At 41.6% G+C, this 22,810-nt stretch carries 19 protein-coding genes; 8 read left to right on the top strand and 11 right to left on the bottom strand.

Going from position 1 to position 22,810, the window contains the following annotated elements; all coding sequences use genetic code 11:
- Nucleotides 1-121 precede the first annotated feature (121 nt).
- Both MTO98_RS03790 and MTO98_RS03785 read left to right on the top strand, forming a co-directional pair.
- Complete coding sequence (locus MTO98_RS03790; protein WP_243485300.1) at nucleotides 122-1,930, top strand: tetratricopeptide repeat protein; 1,809 nt, start codon at nucleotides 122-124, stop codon at nucleotides 1,928-1,930.
- Between the two features lie 115 nt (nucleotides 1,931-2,045).
- On the top strand, nucleotides 2,046-2,348 hold the full coding sequence (locus MTO98_RS03785) for a DUF4286 family protein (RefSeq protein WP_243485299.1): 303 nt from the start codon (nucleotides 2,046-2,048) through the stop codon (nucleotides 2,346-2,348).
- A 438-nt stretch (nucleotides 2,349-2,786) separates the two neighbouring features.
- On the opposite strand, the gene MTO98_RS03780 is transcribed toward MTO98_RS03785, so the two are convergent.
- The 5 genes from MTO98_RS03780 to MTO98_RS03760 form a co-directional block, all read right to left on the bottom strand.
- Nucleotides 2,787-3,281: a molybdopterin-dependent oxidoreductase gene (locus MTO98_RS03780; protein ID WP_243485298.1), complete on the bottom strand. Its 495-nt coding sequence runs from the start codon at nucleotides 3,279-3,281 to the stop codon at nucleotides 2,787-2,789.
- A 10-nt stretch (nucleotides 3,282-3,291) separates the two neighbouring features.
- Entirely contained in the window at nucleotides 3,292-4,434 is a 1,143-nt protein-coding gene (locus tag MTO98_RS03775; RefSeq protein WP_243485297.1) for a cytochrome-c peroxidase, read from the bottom strand.
- 153 nt (nucleotides 4,435-4,587) lie between these two features.
- Nucleotides 4,588-6,594: a TonB-dependent siderophore receptor gene (locus MTO98_RS03770; protein ID WP_243485296.1), complete on the bottom strand. Its 2,007-nt coding sequence runs from the start codon at nucleotides 6,592-6,594 to the stop codon at nucleotides 4,588-4,590.
- Between the two features lie 117 nt (nucleotides 6,595-6,711).
- Nucleotides 6,712-7,047, bottom strand: a complete 336-nt coding sequence (locus tag MTO98_RS03765; RefSeq protein WP_243485295.1) for a winged helix-turn-helix domain-containing protein — start codon at nucleotides 7,045-7,047, stop codon at nucleotides 6,712-6,714.
- A gap of 16 nt (nucleotides 7,048-7,063) precedes the next feature.
- A complete protein-coding gene (locus MTO98_RS03760; RefSeq protein ID WP_243485294.1) occupies nucleotides 7,064-7,576 on the bottom strand; it encodes a YdeI/OmpD-associated family protein in 513 nt (170 codons plus the stop codon).
- A gap of 171 nt (nucleotides 7,577-7,747) precedes the next feature.
- Here MTO98_RS03760 and MTO98_RS03755 point away from each other — a divergent pair, with 171 nt between their 5' ends.
- The gene (locus tag MTO98_RS03755; RefSeq protein WP_243485293.1) at nucleotides 7,748-8,176 is read left to right on the top strand and encodes a nuclear transport factor 2 family protein; all 429 of its coding nucleotides are present in this window, start codon (nucleotides 7,748-7,750) and stop codon (nucleotides 8,174-8,176) included.
- Between the two features lie 69 nt (nucleotides 8,177-8,245).
- Here the strand turns inward: MTO98_RS03755 and MTO98_RS03750 are convergent, their stop codons facing one another.
- From MTO98_RS03750 to MTO98_RS03735, 4 genes are all read right to left on the bottom strand, one after another.
- Nucleotides 8,246-8,905 carry a GDSL-type esterase/lipase family protein gene (locus MTO98_RS03750; RefSeq protein ID WP_243485292.1) on the bottom strand — a complete coding sequence of 220 codons (660 nt, stop codon included), beginning with the start codon at nucleotides 8,903-8,905 and terminating at the stop codon, nucleotides 8,246-8,248.
- A complete protein-coding gene (locus tag MTO98_RS03745; protein ID WP_243485291.1) occupies nucleotides 8,905-9,396 on the bottom strand; it encodes a cytidine deaminase in 492 nt (163 codons plus the stop codon). The genes MTO98_RS03750 and MTO98_RS03745 overlap by 1 nt, the downstream gene beginning before the upstream one ends.
- Before the next feature lie 230 nt (nucleotides 9,397-9,626).
- Complete coding sequence (locus MTO98_RS03740) at nucleotides 9,627-11,525, bottom strand: DNA topoisomerase IV subunit B (protein WP_243485290.1); 1,899 nt, start codon at nucleotides 11,523-11,525, stop codon at nucleotides 9,627-9,629.
- Between the two features lie 282 nt (nucleotides 11,526-11,807).
- Nucleotides 11,808-12,473, bottom strand: coding sequence for a hypothetical protein (locus tag MTO98_RS03735; protein ID WP_243485289.1), 666 nt, complete (start codon nucleotides 12,471-12,473; stop codon nucleotides 11,808-11,810).
- A 343-nt stretch (nucleotides 12,474-12,816) separates the two neighbouring features.
- Here MTO98_RS03735 and MTO98_RS03730 point away from each other — a divergent pair, with 343 nt between their 5' ends.
- The 5 genes from MTO98_RS03730 (at nucleotide 12,817) to MTO98_RS03710 (ending at nucleotide 20,300) form a co-directional block, all read left to right on the top strand.
- A complete protein-coding gene (locus MTO98_RS03730; RefSeq protein ID WP_243485288.1) occupies nucleotides 12,817-15,555 on the top strand; it encodes a DNA gyrase/topoisomerase IV subunit A in 2,739 nt (912 codons plus the stop codon).
- A 186-nt stretch (nucleotides 15,556-15,741) separates the two neighbouring features.
- Nucleotides 15,742-16,503, top strand: coding sequence for a hypothetical protein (locus MTO98_RS03725; protein WP_243485287.1), 762 nt, complete (start codon nucleotides 15,742-15,744; stop codon nucleotides 16,501-16,503).
- Nucleotides 16,504-17,087: 584 nt separating this feature from the next.
- Nucleotides 17,088-17,363, top strand: coding sequence for a co-chaperone GroES (groES, locus tag MTO98_RS03720; protein ID WP_090530466.1), 276 nt, complete (start codon nucleotides 17,088-17,090; stop codon nucleotides 17,361-17,363).
- Nucleotides 17,364-17,509: 146 nt separating this feature from the next.
- Entirely contained in the window at nucleotides 17,510-19,141 is a 1,632-nt protein-coding gene (gene groL, locus MTO98_RS03715) for a chaperonin GroEL (protein ID WP_243485286.1), read from the top strand.
- Between the two features lie 367 nt (nucleotides 19,142-19,508).
- Nucleotides 19,509-20,300, top strand: a complete 792-nt coding sequence (locus tag MTO98_RS03710) for a mechanosensitive ion channel family protein (protein ID WP_243485285.1) — start codon at nucleotides 19,509-19,511, stop codon at nucleotides 20,298-20,300.
- Here the strand turns inward: MTO98_RS03710 and MTO98_RS03705 are convergent, their stop codons facing one another.
- Nucleotides 20,301-21,455: a hypothetical protein gene (locus MTO98_RS03705; RefSeq protein WP_243485284.1), complete on the bottom strand. Its 1,155-nt coding sequence runs from the start codon at nucleotides 21,453-21,455 to the stop codon at nucleotides 20,301-20,303.
- Nucleotides 21,456-21,458: 3 nt separating this feature from the next.
- Complete coding sequence (locus MTO98_RS03700) at nucleotides 21,459-22,805, bottom strand: DUF58 domain-containing protein (RefSeq protein WP_243485283.1); 1,347 nt, start codon at nucleotides 22,803-22,805, stop codon at nucleotides 21,459-21,461.
- Between the last annotated feature and the right edge of the window lie 5 nt (nucleotides 22,806-22,810).

The raw sequence follows: 22,810 nt of genomic DNA, 5'->3' as shown, positions 1-22,810 counted from the left end.
AATTAGATAAATAACTTCGATGTAATCAAAATGTCACTATAATTTTACCCTTATAAACCGTTATATAAATAATATACCAAACCGGCTTAAGCAATTCTATTAATTGATTATTTTTGAACAGATGAGGGCTTTATATATCGTTATTATTTTTGTTTTTTGCTTTAGCACCCCGCTGCTTGCGCAGGATAATGACCTGCTGCTGGCCAAGCAATACAATGCTAACGGCGAACCACAAAAAGCACTCGAGATTTACCAAAAACTGTACAAACAAAACAACGAGAATTACTACAGTGTATATGTAAATACATTACTTAGCCTCAAGAAATTTGACGAGGCCGAAAGTATCACCAAAAAACTTATCCGCCGCCATCCTGATGATCATCAGTATACCATAATGATGGGTAACATTTATACGCAGGAAGGCAATATGAGCAAGGCCGATGCTATTTATGACGACCTGATCAAAAGCCTCCCTGCCGATCAGGGTGAAATAGCTGCGCTGGCGTCCCAGTTTTATCAAAGTGCTAACATTGATTATGCTATCAAGATATTTCAGCAGGGACGTAAGCTATTGAAGAATGATAATGTGTTTACCTACGAGCTCATTAACCTTTATCGCTTTAAGCGCGACAAGGTATCGCTTACCGATGAATACCTGAATTTTTTGCCTCAAAACCCCAACTTTATAAACCAAGCCGAAAACGCTTTTTCAAATGTGTATGAGGGTGGTGCCGATTATGATATGCTTAAAACAGCTTTATTGAGGCGTATCCAAAAAGATCCGCAGCAAACTGTATACGCTGATTTGCTTACATGGCAATACCTGCAGCAAAAAGAGTTTGACCTGGCACTAAACCAGGCGCTCGCCCTGAGCCGCAGGCAAAACGATGATGGTAACAGCATTTATGATTTGTGCCGTACCTTCATTGCTAATGAAGCTTTTGACGAAGCTATCCGCGGATATGAATATATCATTAGCAAGGGAAAAGCAACTCCATTATACATTCCCTCAAAAATTGAACTTATCAATACCAAAAATCTTAAAGTAACATCGGGTAAATACCTGCCCGAAGATTTACTTGGCCTTGAAAAGGATTATAATGACCTGCTCACCGAGTTCGGCCGCAACGCCAGCACCGCTTTTGCCATGCAAAAACTCGCAAACCTGCAGGCCTTTAAACTGCATAAACTAAAAGATGCTCAAAAGTTACTGGAAGATGCTACAAAACTCAGCGATATCAGGCCTGCCCTCCTGGCCGATTGCAAGCTGGATTTAGGCGACATTTACCTGCTCAATAACCAGCCATGGGAAGCCACATTGCTTTATAGCCAGGTTGAAAAGGACTTTCCGGCTACTGCCACAGGCCAGGATGCCTTGTTCAGAAACGCAAAACTGGCCTATTATACCGGCGACTTTACCTGGGCAAAGGGACAGTTAGATGTGCTGAAAGTTGCCACATCGCAATTGATAGCTAACGACGCTCTTAACCTGTTACTGCTGATCCAGGACAATCTGGTAGCCGACAGCACAGGGGCCGCGCTTAAAATGTATGCCCGCGCCGATTTGCAGATCTTTGCCCAAAATCCCGAAAAAGCAGTAATAACATTAGACAGCATAAGTAAGAAGTTTCCTAATAATAGTTTGGATGATGATATCATGATGTCGAAATCACGTATCCTGATCCAGCAAAAAGATTTTGCAGGCGCGGTACCTTTATTAAAAAAAATAATTGAAGAGCATCCGGCAGATTTATGGGCAGACGATGCTGTGTTTATGCTGGGCGATATTTACGAAAACAGGCTTAACGATAAAACCATCGCCAAAAACTACTACCAGAAAATTATAACCGATTACCCGGGCAGCCTGTGGATCAACGAAGCCCGCAAACGTTTCAGATTATTAAGGGGCGATAAACCGGATGCGTCTTAAATATGGTGAGTGGTTGATTGGGTTAAGTAGTGAGTGGTTTTCTAATTGCTTCTGTTATGAATCTGCCAACCACCCACCTAATCAACCATTCAACTTAAATAACTAATTTTACAAGATGATTGTATATAACGATACCATAATAATTGAAGAGTCCATTCACGAAGAATGGCTTAACTATATCAAAACCATCCATATCCCGGCTATAATGGCTACCGGGCATTTCAGTTCATACCGCATCCTGACTGTTATTGATTCGCCTAATGAAGGGGTTACTTATTGCATCCAGTACAATGCCGACAGCATTGAACATTTCCGGCAATTTTACATGAATCACCTGCACAAATTCCAGGCTACCCACCAGGAAAAATTCAACGAAAAATTTGTGATGTTTAACACCCTGATGGAAGAGGTGGAATAAATTAATTGTGCCAGGGATGCAGGGCGCGCCGAAAGTTGTGTACCTCTGGCACACTAAAACTTCATTTATTCTATTTTCTACAAACCTTTAGCACCTCTGGTGCTGCAATCATTCAATCCCGCAATTTAATAAGCTTGCTTTAGAAGCTGTTTAAAAACGAATCGAAAGTTTTTTGTAGAGACGCATCACATGCGTCTCACAGCGGACGAGCCGATTCAAAAGGCTTCTAATCCCGTCGAAAATTAAACGCGGAAGACGCATGTGATGCGTCTTTACATTAAAAACAATCGTTTTTAAACAGCCTCTTAGTGGCATAATAATTTGCTAAAATTCCTAATTCGATTAATTGTCGTTAATCTGCATGACATTCGTGTATAAATTTTTCTTTATACTTATTCGAATAAATGCTGCTTAAAAAATTATCAATATACGCTTCGGTTACTTCGCGAACATCACTTTCATTGCAGTTACCTGCTTTATACAGCGGGCTGGTTTTTTTTCATCCTGAACAATAATGCGGAACGGGCCATCTGCAGGGGCTAAGGGCTGGCCATCAATTTTATCAGCAAGAATGATAGTACGATCTGTAAAACCTTTGTCCAGTTCGGCCAGGGCAAAAAGTACCTGGTAGCCGTCGCTGGCTTCAACCAAAAGAAATTTGGCCAGGTTTTCGCCTCGTAGTTCCGGACCTAAAGTAACACCGGCTTTTGCCAGGATCTCAGATACTATCACCCCCGAATAAGTATGGTCTTTTCCGTCCCTGTCCTTACGGGTAACCGTGGTTTGCTTGTATTGTTGCAGGTCCGCGCTGCCAATGGTGAGCGGGGTTGTTACCTCTCCTGTTACTTTTACTACAGCTTCTTTTGTTGCGGTTTGGGCGTTAGTTGCTAAACCCGTTATTAATAATAAAAGCACAATGGCATATTTTTTCATGGTATGGTATTTAATTTTTTGTTGATTGATGAGGATCAGCAAACCGCTTATCGGTTATAAAGGTAGAATCGGTAAGCATATTCAGAAAGGCTATCAGTTGTTTTTTTTCCTTCGGCAATAACTTTAATGACTTTCCTCCCGCTTCGTTTGATTCACCCTGCAAAAAAGCGCTTAATGATACCGATTGCTTAATATGTTCGCTGTAATGGTCAACAACTTCATCAAGGGTTTTAAAACGACCGTCATGCATATATGGCGCAGTCAAGGCTATATTACGCAAGGTTGGCACTTTAAAACGGCCCCTATCGGTAACCAAGCCAGTGAAGGCAGCCATGCCTTCATCTTTTGAGATACTATCGAGTCCATTGTTATGAAAAAGTTCCAGGTAAGTTTTTGGTCCGCCATGGCAATGGGTACAGTTTGCTCCGCGGATACCTTTTTCCGGATCAGGGCCGCGGTTAAAAAGCTCCATCCCTTTTAATTCGTCAACTGTAGGTTTATAAGCATTACGCAAGTATTTGTCATAGAGCGAGTTGGCCGAGATTAGCGTGCGCTCAAATTGTGCTATTGCCTTTGCTATGCGTTCGCCGGTTATTGTGCTATCGCCATATACAATTTTGAATAAGCCGGGGTATAATTTAGTGTTACTCAGTTTTTTTACGGATACCTCTATGGACTGCCCCATTTCGTGCGGATTGGTAAGCGGGAATGAAACCTGTTCTTCAAGCCCGGCGGCGCGGCCATCCCAGAAAAATTTTCGTGCCCAAAGCAGGTTAGCCAGCGACATGGAATTACGCGTGGCCAATCCATTATTAACACCTACGCTTAAAACCTTACCATCGGTAAATGCTTGTGATTGCTGATGACAGCTGCCACACGATATTGTATTGGTTGCAGATAGTTTAGGCTCATAAAAAAGTAATCGCCCCAAATAAACGCCCTGCTGGGTGGTAGGGTTATCAGCAGGCACATTGAGCCGGTTGCCGAAATTGGCGGGGTAATTAAATACATAATCCCCCATGGGGATAACCGGCTCTGTACTGGTATAAGCGGTTAAACCAGCAACCATAAGCAAAAGGCATAGTATAAGCCAAACTTTAGCCGTACTGGGGGAAAGTTGTAGTTTACGCTGCGCCTGTCGGTTATCCTTCACGTTGATTATTACAAATCGTCATTGCGAGAAACGAAGCAATCGCGAACTGTACAGAGCGGCTCTGCTTATCGGGGATTGCTTCGTTCTTCGCAATGACGGCTATCTATTTTATGCCGTTTCTGTAAAACTGTTTTTAAGAGTTATACCTTAAAATTAGTAGTTAAAAATCACGTTGGCAAAGTAATTTCTGCCCATTTCCGGATACCCTTCAACCAGTGTATAATTCCTGTCGAAAAGGTTGTTAACACCGCCTTCAATAGCAAACCCTTTAACCAGGGTAATATGTGCTTTTACATTGGTTAAGTAAAATGCTCCTGATATTGTGCCGTAGCTGGTGCTGTACCGTTTTGAGTTATATTCTTCAGATGCCAGGAAATACAGTTTTGCAAGCGGTGAATATTGCAGCGAAGCAAATACTTTGTTTTTAGGCACATCGGTAAACCGAATTTGCGGGGCCGACAGATTATTACGTACGATCAGGGTATAATTAGCATCAACCCTTAACTGTGGGATGATAGGATAACCAACTGCAAACTCAGCACCATAATACTCTGCACGACCAACATTTTGCACCTGCGACTGGTTAGTTTTTGTTACCGGATCAACAGCTACGTTATTTACCGTTTGGATACTGTTATTGATCTTGCTGTAAAAACCCGATGCCTGTAATGACAATTTGCCACCGATTAGCGAGTGATAACTCAGGTCATAGTTCAATGCGTCTTCTGCTTTCAGATCGGGGTTAGGAATCGCTGTACCAAATTTATAGGAGTAACGGTCTTTAATGGTCGCAAACCTGGTTTTACGTGCTACCGAAAAACTTAACGAATTGGCGTTGTCAACATCGTATTGAATTAAGCCCTGAACATTCCATGCGCCGTTACTGTTCGCCGGCAAATCGCTTATGGTGTTGTTGGTATATTGCTGGGCCTGTGTGCTGCGCCTGTCGTTATAAGCAACACCGGCATTTACTTTCAAGGCCGATGTAATATGGTAAGTATCTTCGGCACCTATATAAAAGTTGTTATCTGCATTGCGGCGGGTTGGCTCACCTATATTATGCTCGCGGTGTACATCCTGTTTAAAATGGGCTGCTACACTGAAGTTGTTATTTTTCAGATCGGTGTTTTCAAAAGTTACGTTACCGCCCAGCGTATAATCGTCATAAATACTCTTAAAGGCATAAGGCTTGGTAATAGTGTTGTACGATGCATTATCGTAACTATCAATCTCGTTTTTAAACTGATCATAGTACCAGCGGGTTTTGATCACGTTGGTGCTATTAAGTTTATTGTTGCTCAACAAATACAAACCGCGGGTATCCCAGTTTGGCCATTTCCAGTAACGGGGGCTTTTAAATAAAGAGTTCTGGGTATCGTCACCGGCATATACAGGCGTACCTTTTGTTCCATGATGATAGGTGTAACCAACGGCGTATTCCTGTGATGCTGTTGGGGTAAAACCAATTTTACCACTCAGGTCAACATCATTACTGTATGAATTATCCCGGTGACCGCCGTCTTCATTTTTAACAGGTGTGAATTTTGAAGATAGCGGAAAGTAATCGCGTTTTAATTGTGAGGCTGATACCTGGTAATAAAATTTACCAAAAGTGCCGCCAATATTAGTATTCAATCGATACCCGCCATTTAAGTAACCGGCAACAGCATTCAATTCAAATGGCTTAGCTGGTTTGCGGCTAATGAGGTTGATTGCACCGCCCTCTGCATTCGGACCAAACAATACAGATGAATATCCTTTAGATACGATGATCTCCGACAAATTAAAAGTATTGTACCGGGCAAGGTCGACATAGCCATCATAAGGTACATAAAGCGGCACACCATCAAGATAAACAGGCACTTGCCTGATATCGAAACCGCGCACGTTAATAGCCGATTCGTTTCTTGGGCCCACCGCTGTTAAAGTAACACCAGGCAACAAATTAAGCGCATGCGAAACATCATAACGGTTATACAGATTAAGTGTGTTGATATTAAGCTTGCTTGACCGCACGCTATCCTTTATACCGATAATATTTACCTGGCCAAGGTTAAACACACTTTTGCTTGTATCTGCCGTTTGCCCGATAGTGTTACTATGGCAAAACATCAATACAGCAATAAAAAACAGTGATAAAATAGGTAGTTGTTTTCTCATATGGTGATTTTCGTTATATTTTTAAAAGCATAACGCAAAAATGCAGAATAGATCCGATAATTTATTCACCTACCGATACCAATTCTGAAATTTTTGGCTACAAAATCAATAAAACCCCTACTTTTTCCCGTTTACTTCCAAAAACTGAAAGAATTTCAGCTGTAATTCCCTAAACTCTTTAATAACCTCCTGCCCAAAAGGCGTAAGTAAAGCTACTCCGCCTCCCTTGCCTCCTCTTTTTGAGATCACGAGTGGTTGTTTGAAACCGTCGTTTATATGGTTAACCAAATCCCAGGCTTGCTTGTATGACATTTTCATTTGCAAGGCAGCCTGCCTGATGGAGCCCGAAGCGTGGATGCGCTCAAGCAATTCAACCCGGCCATGGCCAAGTATTTTTTCTTCGTCTATTTCTAACCAGATCCGGCCGTTAAGTTTAAATGGAGGGATAGTCATAACAATGCTTTTATATTTATTCCCTCGCTTTTTTTTGAGCACGAAGCATTTGCCCGTAATCCATACGGCGTACCATGGCATTAACTGTGCTGGCTATACGGTTTGCGCGGGTAGCTTCCGTTTTGGCACTCTCAATCCATTTTATAAAATATCCGCGATGGCTTTCGGCAAGACTATTGAAAAATTCGCCGCCTTCGGGTTCATATTCCAGGCATTCCAGTAAATCATCCGGGATTACATATTTAAAATCATCATCTGGTTCAAGCCGCACCCTTAACATAGCTCCGCGATGTTTATGAATAGCTTTACAGATCTCCCGGCGCAAAGCCATGATAAAATTCCCGTCGCCCATTGGCATCAGGGCCATGCCGCGCACTTCAAACTCATCAAGCTTACCTTTTACACGGAATGACTTTTTATTTCCGGGTTTCATCTCCTGCGCTACATCAGCCGGAATCTCGATGTAGGTCCAACCTGTTTTCTCGCCCTGTTCGGCAAATTGTAATATAATGGTATTAAAATCAACCATAAGTATTATTTAATAGCTTATCACTGCCATCATTCCTAAAAATATGCGAAAATGTTAAATGTTTGTTAAATCGTAATATTTAATTGTACAGGCTGTAACGTAATGCATGGTAGCGATGTCTTATGAGTATAAAAACAATTTAAAATTTAAAAACCTAAAAACAACAACAATATGAAAACCTTAAAATCAATCATGCTTGGCTTAGCCTTATTAGTAATAGGCACTGCAGCAAAAGCAACAGATAAAATGGAAGGCGATAATTTAACCAAAAATTACGCCATCAATACCTATATAGACGCCATGACCCGCGGTAAAATACAAGGCTTTAGCGAAGTTGTGGATCAATCGGCAAAGTTCAACATGTTACGCGGTACTAAAGTATTAAGTTTTAGCAAAACCGAAGTGGTTGACCTTTTAAAAGCTAACAGAAATACCGAGCAGGATTGCACTACCAGCACTTCAATTGTTGAAAGCAATAATGACCTTGCTGTTGTAAAAGTTGATATGAAATACAGCACTTTTACCCGCAGCAACTATGTAACCGTTACCAACACCGGCAGCGGCTGGAAAATCACAAACGTGTACAGCGTTTTTAAATAAGCAAGTTTTAGTTTAGTGTTTAATATGTAAGTAGGTGAAGGCCCCGTTTGGTGCGGGGCCTTTTTTATTTTATTTCACCAGCGGATCAAGCACCTTTTGCCATTTATCATAGCCTTTGCTGTTAAGGTGCAGGTAATCATTATTAAATAAGCTTGAATCGGGCTGGGTAGTTCCCGGTTTATAAATGGCTGGAACCAGGTCAACATAATAACTTTTCGGTTTTCCCTTCAGATAACCTTTAACCAGCTCATTGGCAGCGTAAACAACATCGTAATATTTAGCGCGCACAGGGCTCGGTTTTATTGACATAAAATATATTTCGGCATTGGGTAATTTCTGATGGATCAGTTCCCAAAGCTTTGAAAACGAAGCAGCAACGTCCTGCGCCGATTTGCCTGCTGCTATATCATTTTCGCCGGCGTAAACAAAAATTTTGCGCGGCTTGTAAGGGAACAGGATATATGGCGTGTAGTAATCTGCTACCTGCCATAACTCACAGCCGCCTACGCCCCTCCTGATGATTGGTTTGCCTGCGTAGCGCTGTTCCAGATCCGTCCACTTGCGGATAGATGAGCTGCCGATAAATAAAATACCACCTGGTTTTGGAAAACTCAGGCTATCCTGGTGTTTAAACGCCCTGATCTCGTTATCAAACGGGAAGCCCTGCTGAGCCGATACACCGGCGCTAAATGCGAGGCCGATAAAGAGTAAAAAAAGTTTTAGTTTCATTACGGGGTAGCTATACGTTCTTCAAAAAATAAAAACGGCAATTGGTTTTCAATGCCTTTGATGATCCATACCGGGCCATCTTCGGCGTGCAATATAATTTTTATTGATTGATTTTGCTTCTTTTCGCATTCAGCTAATACCTGTAAACATGAGCCGCATGATGTAATGGGCTTTATAATCGGAAAATCATCCGAATGAGCAGTTACTGCCATGGCCTCAATAGGATCATCGGGGTGGTTGGCTCCCCAGTTAAACAGCGCTACCCGCTCGGCACATAGGCCTGATGGATATGCAACGTTTTCCTGGTTGCTGCCATGTAAAATTTTCCCGCTTTGTAAGCGAAGTGCTGCGCCAACCCGGAATTTTGAATATGGAGAATGTGAATTTTTTAATGCGCTTTGTGCTTCGAGGCACAATTGCCTATCGGCTTTATCGAGATCGGCCAGTGAATTATATTCATCAAAGGCTATTTTAATTTCGTGACTTATCATAAGTTATCAACCCCTGTTAAAAAAATCGGGGGAAACAAGATAAGGAAATTTTTCAATAAGAACCCTGATTTTTAGGATTATTTGATTTACATGATAAAAAAAATACATGATCAAAACTTCCCAGAATACATTAACCTTGATTTTTGGATTATCTGAAAAAGCCTTATTAAAGGATTCCCCCTATGCTACGCAATTCAGGGGAATCCTTTAATAAGGCAAATCATGGTTCTTTATACTGCTACCGGCAATTCTTCTTCCGCATCAGCTTCTTTAGCTATTGTTGGGTTGATGGTTTCATCATCCTTTTCAACACGCAGGTTATTTACGATATGCATTTGGCGCGTTGGGGTATTTTTGCCCATGAAGTACTCAAGCAGCGCCTTAATGTTGGCGTCCCTTAATATTACAGGGTCAAGGCGCATATCCTTGCCAATGAACAAGCCAAATTCATCAGGCGAGATCTCACCCAAACCTTTAAACCTGGTTATCTCTGGCTTGTTGCCCAATTTAGCTATTGCATTACGGCGCTCTTCATCACTGTAGCAGTAAATGGTTTCCTTTTTATTACGAACCCTAAAAAGCGGGGTTTGCAGGATAGATACGTGACCGGCTTTCACCAAATCCGGAAAAAACTGCAGGAAAAATGTCATCAGCAACAGGCGGATGTGCATACCGTCAACATCGGCATCGGTAGCTATTACAATATTGTTATAACGTAAAGCATCAAGACCGTCCTCAATATTCAGGGCGTGCTGAAGCAAGTTAAATTCTTCGTTTTCATATACCACTTTTTTGGTTAAGCCAAAGCAGTTAAGCGGCTTACCTTTTAAGCTAAACACCGCCTGGGTCATCACATCGCGCGATTTAGTGATCGATCCGCTGGCCGAGTCACCTTCTGTAATGAATAAAGTGGTATCCTGTTTACGTTCGTGTGTATCGTCAAAATGTAATTTACAATCGCGTAGCTTGCGGTTATGGAGCGATGCCTTTTTGGCGCGTTCATTAGCCAGCTTTTTTATACCGGCAATATCCTTACGCTCACGTTCCGATTGCAGGATGCGTTTCAGTAAACCTTCTTCGGCTTCTTTATTTTTGTGCAGGTAATTATCAAGCTCCTTCTTAACAAAATCATTGATAAAACCACGTACCGATGGCCCCTCCGGACCAATATTTTGCGAGCCCAGCTTTGTTTTGGTTTGCGATTCAAACACCGGCTCCTGCACTTTTATGGCAATAGCAGCAACAATTGAAGCCCGGATATCTGAAGCATCAAACTCCTTTTTATAAAACTCACGTACCGTTTTTACCACCGCCTCGCGAAAGGCTGCCTGGTGCGTACCACCCTGCGTAGTGTTTTGGCCGTTAACAAACGAGTAATATTCCTCGCCATATTGCTGCCCGTGGGTCATGGCTATCTCAATATCCTCGCCTTTAAGGTGAATGATAGGGTAGCGCAAAGTCTCGGCATCGGTATTACGCGTAAGCAGATCATAAAGGCCACGTTCCGAAAAATACTTTTGATTATTGAAATTGATGGTAAGCCCGGCATTCAGGAACACATAATTCCAGATCATACTTTCAACAAACTCCGGGATAAACCGGTAATGCCTGAAAATGGTATCATCAGGAATAAAATTGATAGCTGTACCGTTGCGTTGAGTAGTATCTTTTTCGCTTTCATCCCTAATAAGTTCGCCTTTGGCAAATTCGGCCAGTTTGGTACGGCCGTCGCGGTATGATTGTACGGTAAACGAATTGGAAAGCGCGTTAACCGCCTTGGTACCCACGCCATTTAAACCTACCGATTTTTGAAAGGCCTTGCTATCGTATTTACCGCCAGTATTGATTTTAGATACGCAATCAATTACTTTACCTAAAGGGATACCGCGGCCATAATCACGAACGGATACCTTATGATCGCTCATGTTTACCTCAATGGTACGGCCCGATCCCATTACAAACTCATCTATCGAGTTATCCACAATCTCCTTGAGCAATACGTAAACGCCATCGTCATAAGCAGAGCCATCGCCCAGTTTACCAATATACATACCGGGACGTAAACGAATGTGCTCCTTCCAATCAAGGGAGCGGATACTATCTTCACTGTAATTAACTGGTTCTGCCATGTATATAAAGTAGAAAATTTTAAACAGCGCAAAATACGCCTATTTGCAAAAATAAAACTTCCTGCTTAATTAGCCGGGGCCAGATATCAACTTATTAACATTTGGGAAGTCAAAAAAAGAAAAATGTCATTTCGATAGAGCATGTGATGCTTGCGGGGTGGCGCGAAAGAGAAATCTTATACGCCATGCTACCAAACTTTTATGGTGTAGAAGATTTCTCCTCACCCCAACGCGCTCCCCCTCCGGTTCGTTCTAAATGACACAGTAAAGTTTAGTTATCCCCTAAGGCTTAAACTTTAAACAATTACTTGCCTTATCCACATTTTTAAAAAACTCGGGGCCTTTATCGTTGGTAAAACAAACAGCCATAATAGTACCGGTATGGTTGCGCTGCAAAGCTATAAGCAGGGCATATTTATAGTGCTTGGTTGCAGGCAGATCGAGCAGGTTTAACAGGTATGATTTGCCGGCATCTGCTTTGTACCTGTTTAAAACATTAACCGGTATACTCCGGATAAAATTATCCCTTTCGCCGGTAAAAGCAATAGCCTGGGCCCTGCTCATGTTTATATATATTGAATCGGGATTTTCAGTTTCCCTGTCAATATCATACTGCCCCTGCTCATAACTGGTATAATTTTCTTTTTGTGATTTTACCTGAAACCATACTTCAAAATCCTGTCCTGGTAACTGCAGTGCGTAGTCAAATGAAAAATCTTCATCATCAGGGGCCGGTATCTCTTTAAAACCTTTAGGCGGAGTATAAATTACATTGGCCTGGGCCAAAAGCCTGGTAAACTCTTTAAACTGATCTGTAGCCGATGTTTTAGACTTTGGGTAGCTTGGTTTTACTTTTGCAGCAGTGTGTTTCTTATTATTTTGAGCATATAGCGGCCGGGGGCTTATCTGGGCAATGCTTTTTACAAAACACAGCAGTGATAAAGCCATAAGTAATAAGGGCCGGTTTAACATCAAAATAGTTTTCATTTTAGGGGTAACCAGTGAAAAATCTCCGGTTAAAGCACCATAGGTAAATATAATAACAAATTAATTAATCAACATCCTGCAATGCTCAAATTAACCGTCATGTATTAACGGTGATGTTGACTATTTATTTGCCGCACAAATAAGTTTTACGCTTGCAATTTACAATTGTTACCTGTTAAATTCGCCCAAACGTAACAATTTTGTTATAAATACAAAATAAGCTACCGTTAAAATATGGCATACCTCATCATACACATCAACACATAATCCGTATCTTTACCAATCCAAAAGTTTTTATTGAATAATGAGTGAAGATCTGCATCAAAACGATACACCCAATCCTAATGAAGAAAAACTACATACTATTACCTCACTCGATGGGTTATATGAAAATTGGTTTCTTGATTATGCATCATATGTAATTCTTGACAGGGCAGTTCCGCATATTAACGATGGGTTAAAACCGGTACAACGTCGTATACTGCATTCATTGAAGGAAATGGACGACGGGCGCTATAACAAGGCAGCCAACGTTATTGGTAATACCATGAAATATCACCCGCATGGTGATGCTTCCATTGGTGATGCCATGGTTCAAATTGGTCAGAAAAACCTTTTGATCGATTGCCAGGGAAACTGGGGCGACCCGGTAACAGGCGACTCGGCAGCGGCCCCCCGTTATATTGAAGCGCGCTTATCAAAATTTGCGCTTGATGTTGTTTTTAATCCGGATACTACTGTTTGGCAAGCCAGTTATGACGGTCGTAATAAAGAGCCTATTACCCTGCCTGTAAAGTTCCCCTTGCTACTTGCGCAGGGTGCTGAAGGTATTGCGGTTGGTTTGGCTACCAAAATATTACCTCATAATTTTATTGAGTTAATTGACGCTTCCATTGCTGTGCTGCAAGGCGAGCGCCCTAACCTGATGCCTGACTTCCCTACAGGAGGTATGGCCGATGCTTCATTATATAATGAAGGGCAGCGTGGCGGTAAAGTACGCGTAAGGGCTAAAATTATTGAGCGCGATAAAAAAACGCTGGCTATTACCGAAATACCTTTCACCACTACCACCGGTGGCTTGATTGACAGCGTGATCTCGGCCAATGACAAGGGCAAGATCAAGATCAAAAAAATTGAGGATAACACCGCCAAGGACGTAGAGATCATCATTCACTTGGCCCCAGGCATATCGCCCGATGTAACCATCGACGCGCTTTACGCTTTTACCGATTGCGAAGTATCCATATCGCCAAACACTTGTGTAATACAGGATGATAAGCCGCGCTTTATGAGCGTGAACGATATGCTTACCGAGAGCACGTTCTTCACTAAAGACCTGCTTAAACAGGAGCTGGAGATCAAACTGAAAGACCTGATGGAAAAGATCTTCTTTAGCTCATTGCTTAAGATCTTTATCCAGGAAGGCATGTATAAAAACCCTGAGTACGAAAACTCGGGTAATTTTGAGGTAGTGCTGGAGGTATTGAACCGTTTGTTTGAGCCTTTCTTCCCGCAGTTTTACCGCACTATACAGCCCGAAGATTATAAAAAGCTGATAGATAAACCTATGAGCAGCATCACCCGCTTTGACGTGAAAAAAGCGGATGAACAAATGAAGGCGCTCGAAAACGAGATCAAACAGGTTAAACATCACCTGAAACATCTTACCGAATATACCATTGCCTGGTTTGAAAAACTGAAGGATAAATACGGTAAGGACCGCGAACGCAAAACCGAACTGCGCACCTTTGATAAGGTTGAAGCCGCACAGGTAGCATTAGCTAATATCAAACTATACGTTAACCGGGCCGACGGATTTATCGGCTCCGGACTGAAAAAAGATGATTCGGTTGAGTACGTTGGCGATTGCTCGGATATTGATGAGATCATTGTTTTCAGGGGCGATGGCCGCTGCATGATCACCAAAGTGCAGGACAAGGTTTTTGTCGGTAAAGACATTATCCATGTTGCCGTATTTAAAAAGAATGATGAGCGTACCGTTTATAACATGATATATAAGGATGGCGAAAGCGGCATCAGTTATATCAAACGCTTCTCGGTAGTGGGCGTAACCCGCGATAAGGAATATGACCTGACCAAGGGTACCAAGGGCTCAAAAGTATTGTACTTTACTGCCAACCCTAATGGCGAGGCCGAGGTAGTGAACGTACAGCTTAAACCTCATTCTAAACTTAAAAAACTGCAGTTTGATGAGGACTTTGCTTCTATAGCTATTAAAGGCCGCGGTTCGATGGGTAATATCATCACCAAATACCCGGTTAAAAAGATAATCCTGAAAAGCAAGGGCGTATCAACATTGGCGGGCCGCAAGATCTGGTATGATGATATACTGAAACGCCTGAATGCCGACAGCCGCGGCAAATACCTGGGCGAGTTTGATGGCGACGACCGTATACTTACCGTACTCAATAACGGCGTTTATGAACTAAGCAGCTTTGACCTCAATAACCACTTTGATGATAAGATGATCATTATTGAAAAATATGATCCACAGGCAGTTTTTTCAATGGTGCACATTGAAGGCAAATCCAAAAACTATCTGGTTAAACGTTTCGCTTTTGAAAACATAGCGGTTGGTAAGCAAGTAAGCCTTATTAGCGAAGAAGCCGGCTCAAAAATGGTGCTGATTGGTCATACCGCGCCGATAATAAGTATGACACACCTTAAAGGCAAGGACCAAACGCCCGAAACCCTTGAACTGAATTTAGCAGATGTTATTGACGTGAAAGGCATGAAAGCTATGGGCAACCGGCTTTCACAGCACCCGGTAAAATCAGTTGAGCTGATTAGCGATGGAGCTAACGAGGAGCCGGAAACTACCGAAACCGATACCACTGAAGAGCCCGTTCCAGTATCGACAGCGGTAAATGAAGATGAGCCGATAGTTTCTCCGGGAGATGCGCAAACGGAATCACCCGATCAATCTGAAGAATCGCCAAAACCACCAAAAAAGATCGACTTCGAGATCACCAATCCGGATGATATTGACATGGACGATCAGGGACAGTTAGGGTTGTTTTAATATTAAGCCGCCGGTGCAAATAACCGGCGGCTTTTTTATTTCAATTCAGCTACCAAAAAATATCAGTATCAGCATATCTACATTCAGGCTGTTAGCAAAAAATCTCCTAACAGCTATAAACACCCTTGTTTGCAGCCGCATTTTGGTTATTTTTGGGTATTACTAAATCTTATATCATAAACAGGCATGTACTTCGGTGGCGGCAATTATTACTATCTTATTTTGATATTAGAGGGCTTTTGTGTTATACATAGCTTTCGGCGCGGTACCCAGCAAAAATGGCTGTGGATACTTTTAATCATACCCGTATTTGGCAGCCTGTACTATATATACAGTGAAATACTCTCTAACCACGGTATCCGTGCACCTAAAATAAATGTTGAAGCCGTTATAAACCCCGGAGCTAAAATCAAACGGCTTGAAGACGAGGTGAGGTTTACCGATACTTTTGCCAATCGTGTAAAATTGGCAGATGCCTATCTTGAAGCCGGTCTTACCGATAAAGCACTTGAGATCTACAAAAACAGCCTTACCGGTGCCTTTGCTGAAAACGAGCATGTAATGGCCCAGTTAATTGTAGCTTATTTTGAAAAAGGCCAGTATAGCGAGGTGATCCCCATTGCCAAAAAGCTTTATAAGCTGCCCCAATTTGCCCGCTCAAAAGCGCATATCCTTTATGCCAAATCGCTTGAGTTTACTTACCAGGCAGAGCAGGCCGAAAATGAATTTAAATTAATGAAGGGGCGCTACTCATATTTTGAACCCCGCTATGAATACGGCTTATTCCTTGCCCGCGCCGGCCGCGATGAGGATGCCTGGCAAATTTTCACCGATATGCTTAATGAACAGGCGCACCTCAGCCCTGTTGAACGTAAAAGCAATAAGATCTGGTTTGCAAAGGCTAAGGATGAATTGAAAAAATTATCTGCGGTGAGAAAGACGGCTTAAGAAAGCTGTCAAAAAATCGAAATATTCTTTATTGCCGTTGACTTCAGTCAACGGTTATAAACAACAACTGGGCTTTAGCCCAACTCTTCATGCGACATTTTGGCTAAAGCCCTTTTGTTGTTTGTTATTATTCCGTTGACTGAAGTCAACGGCCATGAACTCCATTAAACTTGCCCTTCATCTTATATCGATCAATAAATAGCATATTTGTTGATCGATCATGAATGAAATACATTAAAGATGAATTACAATATATCATTTTCAGAAATGAACGAATTGGCCGAACAGGCCATCTCCAAAAAACCTAAACTTTCTTTAGAACAAATGCGGCAACAAGTTTCTCAGCTAAAAAGCAACAGCAATTCGAAAGTAAGGAAACAACCTGAAAATCGGGATCGTCATCCTTAAATCATACTGACATCCTGACACCATTGGGTTAAAAAATTGTTAAGCCGCAAAATGCGAATAACCTTTTGCTGACATTAAAACAGTTTAACCTGTCAATACTTGCCATAATCCCCACTTGGCATAATTGATGTTGCGTATCGGGCTGAAAACTTAAATAAAATAAAACAGTTATAACTATGTCATTAAACATTAAGCCTATCGGCGATAGGGTTGTAGTAGAAGCTGCAGCAGCCGAAGAGAAAACCGCTTCAGGTATCTTCATTCCTGATACTGCTAAAGAAAAACCTCAGCGTGGAACTATCGTTGCTGTAGGACAGGGAAAAGTTGATGAGCCTTTAACCGTACAAGTTGGTGATCAGGTTTTATATGGTAAGTATGCTGGTACTGAAATTACCTACGAAGGTAAGGAGTACTTAATCATGCGTGAATCAGACATTTACGCAGTTCTTTAATTTAGACATGAGATGTTAGATATGAGATTTGAGACAAAAGTGCTCTTAAATCCTTATCTCGAAAACTAAAAAAAAATTAAACGATTTGAATTTGAAATGGAGTTTTCTCACATCTCAAATCTCAGATCTCAAATCTTAAAAACAAAATGGCAAAACAAGTTAAATACAATGTTGAAGCACGCGACGCCTTAAAACGCGGTGTTGATATCCTTGCTAACGCAGTAAAAGTAACCTTAGGCCCTAAAGGCCGTAACGTAATCATCGACAAAAAATTTGGCTCACCAGCCATCACTAAAGACGGTGTTACTGTTGCTAAAGAAATTGAATTAAAAGATGCCCTTGAAAACATGGGTGCACAAATGGTTAAAGAAGTAGCTTCAAAAACTGCCGATATTGCAGGTGATGGTACTACTACTGCTACCGTTTTAGCTCAGGCTATTGTAACTGCAGGTATTAAAAACGTAGCTGCCGGTGCAAACCCAATGGATTTGAAACGCGGTATTGACAAAGCTGTTGCTGCTGTTGTTGAAAACCTGAAAACTCAGTCACAAACTGTTGGCGAAGACAATAACAAAATAAAACAAGTTGCTTCTATCTCTGCAAATAACGACGAGGTTATCGGTTCGTTAATTGCCGAAGCAATGGAAAAAGTTGGTAAAGACGGTGTTATCACTGTTGAAGAAGCAAAAGGTACCGAAACTGAAGTTAAAACTGTAGAAGGTATGCAGTTTGACCGTGGTTACCTTTCTCCATACTTCGTAACCAATGCTGACAAAATGGAAGCTGAATTAGAAAATCCTTTCATCCTGATCTACGACAAAAAGATCTCTTCGATGAAAGAATTGCTTCCTATCCTTGAAAAACAAGTACAAACTGGTAAACCATTATTGATCATTGCTGAAGATCTTGACGGCGAAGCTTTAGCTACTTTGGTAGTTAACAAGATCCGCGGTTCACTGAAAGTTGCTGCTGTTAAAGCTCCAGGCTTTGGTGATCGTCGTAAAGCTATGTTAGAGGATATTGCTATCCTTACTGGTGGTACTTTGATCTCTGAAGAAAGAGGTTACAAATTAGAGAACGCTGACCTTAGCTACTTAGGTACTGCTGAGAAAATCGTTATCGACAAAGATAATACTACTATCATCAATGGTTCAGGTTCTGCAGAAGAGATCAAAGGTCGCGTAAGCCAGATCAAATCACAGATCGAATCAACAACTTCTGATTACGACCGCGAAAAATTACAAGAGCGTTTAGCCAAATTATCTGGCGGTGTTGCTGTACTTTACGTTGGTGCTGCTACCGAAGTTGAAATGAAAGAGAAAAAAGACCGTGTTGACGATGCTTTACACGCTACACGTGCCGCTGTTGAAGAAGGTATCGTAGCAGGTGGTGGTGTTGCTTTCATCCGTGCGGTTGCTTCTTTAACTGACCTTAAAGGTGATAACGAAGACGAAAACACTGGTATCCAGATCATCCGTCGCGCTATCGAAGAGCCTTTACGTCAGATCTGCGAAAACGCAGGTATCGAAGGTTCAATCGTTGTGCAAAAAGTTAAAGAAGGCACTGCCGACTTTGGTTATAATGCACGTACCGATAAATACGAAAACCTGATTGCTGCAGGTGTTATCGACCCAACTAAAGTAGGTCGTGTAGCTTTAGAAAACGCAGCTTCAATTGCAGCTATGTTGTTAACAACAGAAGTTGTATTGGCCGACGATCCTGAAGATGCTCCAGCTGGTGCTCCACCAATGGGTGGCGGTATGGGCGGTATGATGTAATATCACATCCCGGCCCCCTAAAGGGGTGTACGGAAATATATACTATTCAAAACCCTGTATGCAAAAGCATACAGGGTTTTGTGCTTTTAAACAGGTTGCTATAGTCACGCTAAGGTAAAGCAACAGTCATTTATTAATCATTTGATTAATTTTTGGACTATGCACCTTATTTAAAACCTAAATTTGCATAACAAATCTGATACAGCCCTAAACAGGCACAGGATTTGAATAATACAGGTTATGAAACGTCTATCTCAAAAAACGAAGCAAATCCAAAGCACCTTGGTTGACTGGGTGTTATTCAAGGGCCCCGAGCTCTTCGTTTCCCTGTACAGTTAATAGATAATTATTAACTTTGCGCCCAGTTATGAAACTGGACGAATTTTACACGCAGTTCCACCATTGGCTTATAACCCGCGGCCCCAATTATTTAGGTGGAATAATCATATTTTTTATTGGTATTTGGTTTATCAAATGGTTGCGTAACCGTTTGCGTACGCGTATGGTTAGGCGCGGGATACACTCATCGCTGCAACCCTTTTTTTTGAGTCTTACCATTACAGCCTTATATGTATTGCTCGTGATATGGGTAATGAACATCATAGGCTGGGAAATGACCATTTTCACCACAATCATCGGTGCATTTTCGGTGGCAGCAGGTTTAGCCTTATCCGGTACTTTTCAAAACTTTGCAGGTGGTGTACTGATCCTCCTACTAAAACCATTCGAGCTTGATGACAGTATTGTAGCCCAGGGCCAGGATGGCCGGGTGGTATCTATACAAATGTTTTATACCGTACTTATTACTGCCGATAACAAAACCGTCATTATACCCAACGGAAAGCTGTTTAACGAGGTTATCGTAAACATAACCCGCGAGGGCCGCCGCCGCCTTGATTTTGAAATGCGCGTAGGCTATAACAACGATATGGAAAAGGTAAAGGCTATCATGACCCAGGTAGTTAATGCCAATAAAGATATCCTGCATGATCCGGCCGCACGCGTAGGCGTTATCAGCCTGGATAACGATTGTGTGAGGTTCACCATTAATGTTTGGGTTGAGCCTGCCAGTTTCCTTAACGCCAAGATAAACCTGCAGGAACAAATGTTAAAAGAGCTTGCAAAGGGTGGTGTTAATTTTCCGAAGCCGGGATTTTGATTAATCAGCTATTTCGCCCTGAAGCCAAAGCGTGCCTTTTACTACAATATTTTTTCTCATACGTCCCGACTTAATGTTTTCGGTATTTACGAATACTTCTATAGTAGTTGGATTTTGGCCATCGGTATTCTTAAATAATCTAACAGTTAAAACATAACTGGTAGATTTTAAAGATATAGAAGACGTGCTCATATTTAAGACAGTCCCTGTAAAATTATACATGCTCTGTTTTCCCGAATTCTTCAGATTAGGAATAACAACAGAAGCGGTGTTTGACGATGAAGTATTATCTTGGCCTTTAAACTCGTAGATATACAAAGCAAACGCAGAAATTCGGATATTAATTTCAGCCTTATTAAGATATTTTTCTCTGTTGACAGCATAATCAGTTGCAAAGAAGCTTAACGCAACCTTATCATTCCTCGTTCCTCTAATTTCTGCTTCTGTATTAAAACCGCTGTTGTTTTCCCATTCAAACACTTCGTTTGTTTTAAAAGGTGCAGAGGTTTTAGTAGTCAGGTAGGGGAAAAAGTTTTCTCGTTGGTCATTTACTTTAATTACTCTCAATTTTATAGCACTATGTGCCCCACCAAAACCATTAAATGCCACTTGGTAAATTTGTGCGATGCTATTAAGCTTAACTGGTGATAAAAATGTTGCATAAGTAATCATCAAGTAAAGTAATTCTTCAGTTGCTTTATTCCGATATGTTTCTTTACCTATAAGCGCAATAAAAAAGTCGATATACTGCTCCCTCGGTTTTAAATGCACGATAACGGGCGAAGCAATTATATCATCAGGAAGTTCTTGAATATTTACTGATTTTGTTGTCGATAAAATCCCTACACTCCTGCTATTCGCTTTTTGCTTCCGATCACACCAGTCTTTATAAACTTTTTCAGCTATATTAACTACCAAATCAGTTTTATCATCGGGTACATTCAACTCATGAAGCATGGTTTTAACCTCTTCGACACTTTTTCCTGACTCAATGAATGCCTTAATGGCTAACAATATAAAATCTGATGGTGGCGATTTAGGAATACTATCAATTGGATCAGCCGGCCTATAATCGTTTTCCTTAAATATATAATCGTTACCTTTTTTTACTAATAAAGAAACGAGCTTCATTAAAGGATACAACAGGCCTGTCATATTTTATAACTTTTGCTTAGCTTTTATTTCCAGGTAACGGTTTACCGTATTGATAGTAAGATTTTGCGGTGCTGTCAATATCGACTGGATGCCGTAGCTGGCCAGTTCTTTTACCATGAGCTTTTTATCATAAGCAAACTTTTCGGCGATGGTTTTGATGTAGATGCCTTCAACATCTTTGGCTGGCTGTTCGCCCAGGGTTTTTAACTCGGTATTTTCAAAGAAAACCACCAATAGTAAATGAAATTTAGCTATACGCCGTAAAAACGGCAGCTGTCGCTGCAATGCAGGGAGGCTTTCATAGTTGGTAAAAAACACCACCAAGCTGCGTTGCTTTAATACCCTGCGCGTAGTAGTATAAAGTGCCTCCATGTTGGTCTCCAGGTAACGGGTTTTCTCCTTGTACAAAACCTCCATTATCTTGTTGATCTGAGCATAGTTCTTATCAGCAGGTACTACTGAACCTATCTTTTCCCCAACGGTGATCAGCCCGGCTTTATCTTCTTTAAGCAAGGCTACGTTTGAAAGTACAAGACTTGCGTTAATGGCGTAATCCAGCAGGCTCAGTCCTTCAAAAGGCATCCGCATTGCCCTTGATTTATCAATGATACAATAAACGTGCTGTGATTTTTCGTCGGTATAGGAGTTCACCATCAGGTCGCCCCGCCGTGCTGTAGCTTTCCAGTTTATAGTACGGTAGTCGTCGCCCGGAACATAGGATTTTACCTGTTCAAACTCCATGCTGTGGCCAATCCTCCTGATCTTTTTAATACCTATCTCGGTAAGCCGGTTTGAAATGGCCATCAGTTCATATTTGCGCATTTGCAGAAACGAAGGATAAACTGGCAATATTTCCAACTGCTCAAAATTATATCGTTTAGATACCAGGCCAATGGCCGAACGTACAAACACGCGGATAAACCCAAACTCATACTCGCCCCTGCGCGTAGGCCTCAGCATGTAATTGATCTGTTTACGCTCGCCAGGTGCAAGTGTTGTGGCAAACCAAACATCACGTTTCTGAAACTGCGCAGGGATCTCGTCAATAATACCCGCGTTTATCCTGAAACCATAACGGTTTTCGATATAAATGCTTAATTCATTTTCATCACTATTGCTCAGCCGTTCGGGAGCGAGGCGTTTGGCAAATACACCTTCGGATATACGGTATAGTATAAACAGATCGGCAAATACCAATAATAACAAAGCATAAAAAGCCACATCAGGCACAATACCCAGCCACGGAAAGAAAAAAGAAAGTAAATATAATACCACACAGGCTGCCACCGCCCCGAATAAACGGTTAGTTAAAAACAGGTTGGTATATAATAATCCGAATAGCTTTTTCACGCGCT

The organism is Mucilaginibacter sp. SMC90, from assembly GCF_022811725.1.
GTDB lineage: Bacteria > Bacteroidota > Bacteroidia > Sphingobacteriales > Sphingobacteriaceae > Mucilaginibacter.
This window is presented reverse-complemented; position numbering and strand designations above follow the sequence as displayed.

What these genes read in the sequence shown, in the direction of transcription:
- MTO98_RS03740 (WP_243485290.1), bottom strand. Translation starts at nt 11,525, where the DNA reads ATGGCAGAACCAGTTAATTACAGTGAAGATAGTATCCGCTCCCTTGAT.
- MTO98_RS03750 (WP_243485292.1), bottom strand. Translation starts at nt 8,905, where the DNA reads ATGAAACTAAAACTTTTTTTACTCTTTATCGGCCTCGCATTTAGCGCC.
- MTO98_RS03780 (WP_243485298.1), bottom strand. Translation starts at nt 3,281, where the DNA reads ATGAAAAAATATGCCATTGTGCTTTTATTATTAATAACGGGTTTAGCA.
- MTO98_RS03725 (WP_243485287.1), top strand. Translation starts at nt 15,742, where the DNA reads ATGTACTTCGGTGGCGGCAATTATTACTATCTTATTTTGATATTAGAG.
- MTO98_RS03770 (WP_243485296.1), bottom strand. Translation starts at nt 6,594, where the DNA reads ATGAGAAAACAACTACCTATTTTATCACTGTTTTTTATTGCTGTATTG.
- MTO98_RS03745 (WP_243485291.1), bottom strand. Translation starts at nt 9,396, where the DNA reads ATGATAAGTCACGAAATTAAAATAGCCTTTGATGAATATAATTCACTG.
- groES (WP_090530466.1), top strand. Translation starts at nt 17,088, where the DNA reads ATGTCATTAAACATTAAGCCTATCGGCGATAGGGTTGTAGTAGAAGCT.
- MTO98_RS03705 (WP_243485284.1), bottom strand. Translation starts at nt 21,455, where the DNA reads ATGACAGGCCTGTTGTATCCTTTAATGAAGCTCGTTTCTTTATTAGTA.
- groL (WP_243485286.1), top strand. Translation starts at nt 17,510, where the DNA reads ATGGCAAAACAAGTTAAATACAATGTTGAAGCACGCGACGCCTTAAAA.
- MTO98_RS03785 (WP_243485299.1), top strand. Translation starts at nt 2,046, where the DNA reads ATGATTGTATATAACGATACCATAATAATTGAAGAGTCCATTCACGAA.
- MTO98_RS03735 (WP_243485289.1), bottom strand. Translation starts at nt 12,473, where the DNA reads ATGGCTTTATCACTGCTGTGTTTTGTAAAAAGCATTGCCCAGATAAGC.
- MTO98_RS03730 (WP_243485288.1), top strand. Translation starts at nt 12,817, where the DNA reads ATGAGTGAAGATCTGCATCAAAACGATACACCCAATCCTAATGAAGAA.
- MTO98_RS03760 (WP_243485294.1), bottom strand. Translation starts at nt 7,576, where the DNA reads ATGGTTGATTTTAATACCATTATATTACAATTTGCCGAACAGGGCGAG.
- MTO98_RS03755 (WP_243485293.1), top strand. Translation starts at nt 7,748, where the DNA reads ATGAAAACCTTAAAATCAATCATGCTTGGCTTAGCCTTATTAGTAATA.
- MTO98_RS03790 (WP_243485300.1), top strand. Translation starts at nt 122, where the DNA reads ATGAGGGCTTTATATATCGTTATTATTTTTGTTTTTTGCTTTAGCACC.
- MTO98_RS03710 (WP_243485285.1), top strand. Translation starts at nt 19,509, where the DNA reads ATGAAACTGGACGAATTTTACACGCAGTTCCACCATTGGCTTATAACC.
- MTO98_RS03765 (WP_243485295.1), bottom strand. Translation starts at nt 7,047, where the DNA reads ATGACTATCCCTCCATTTAAACTTAACGGCCGGATCTGGTTAGAAATA.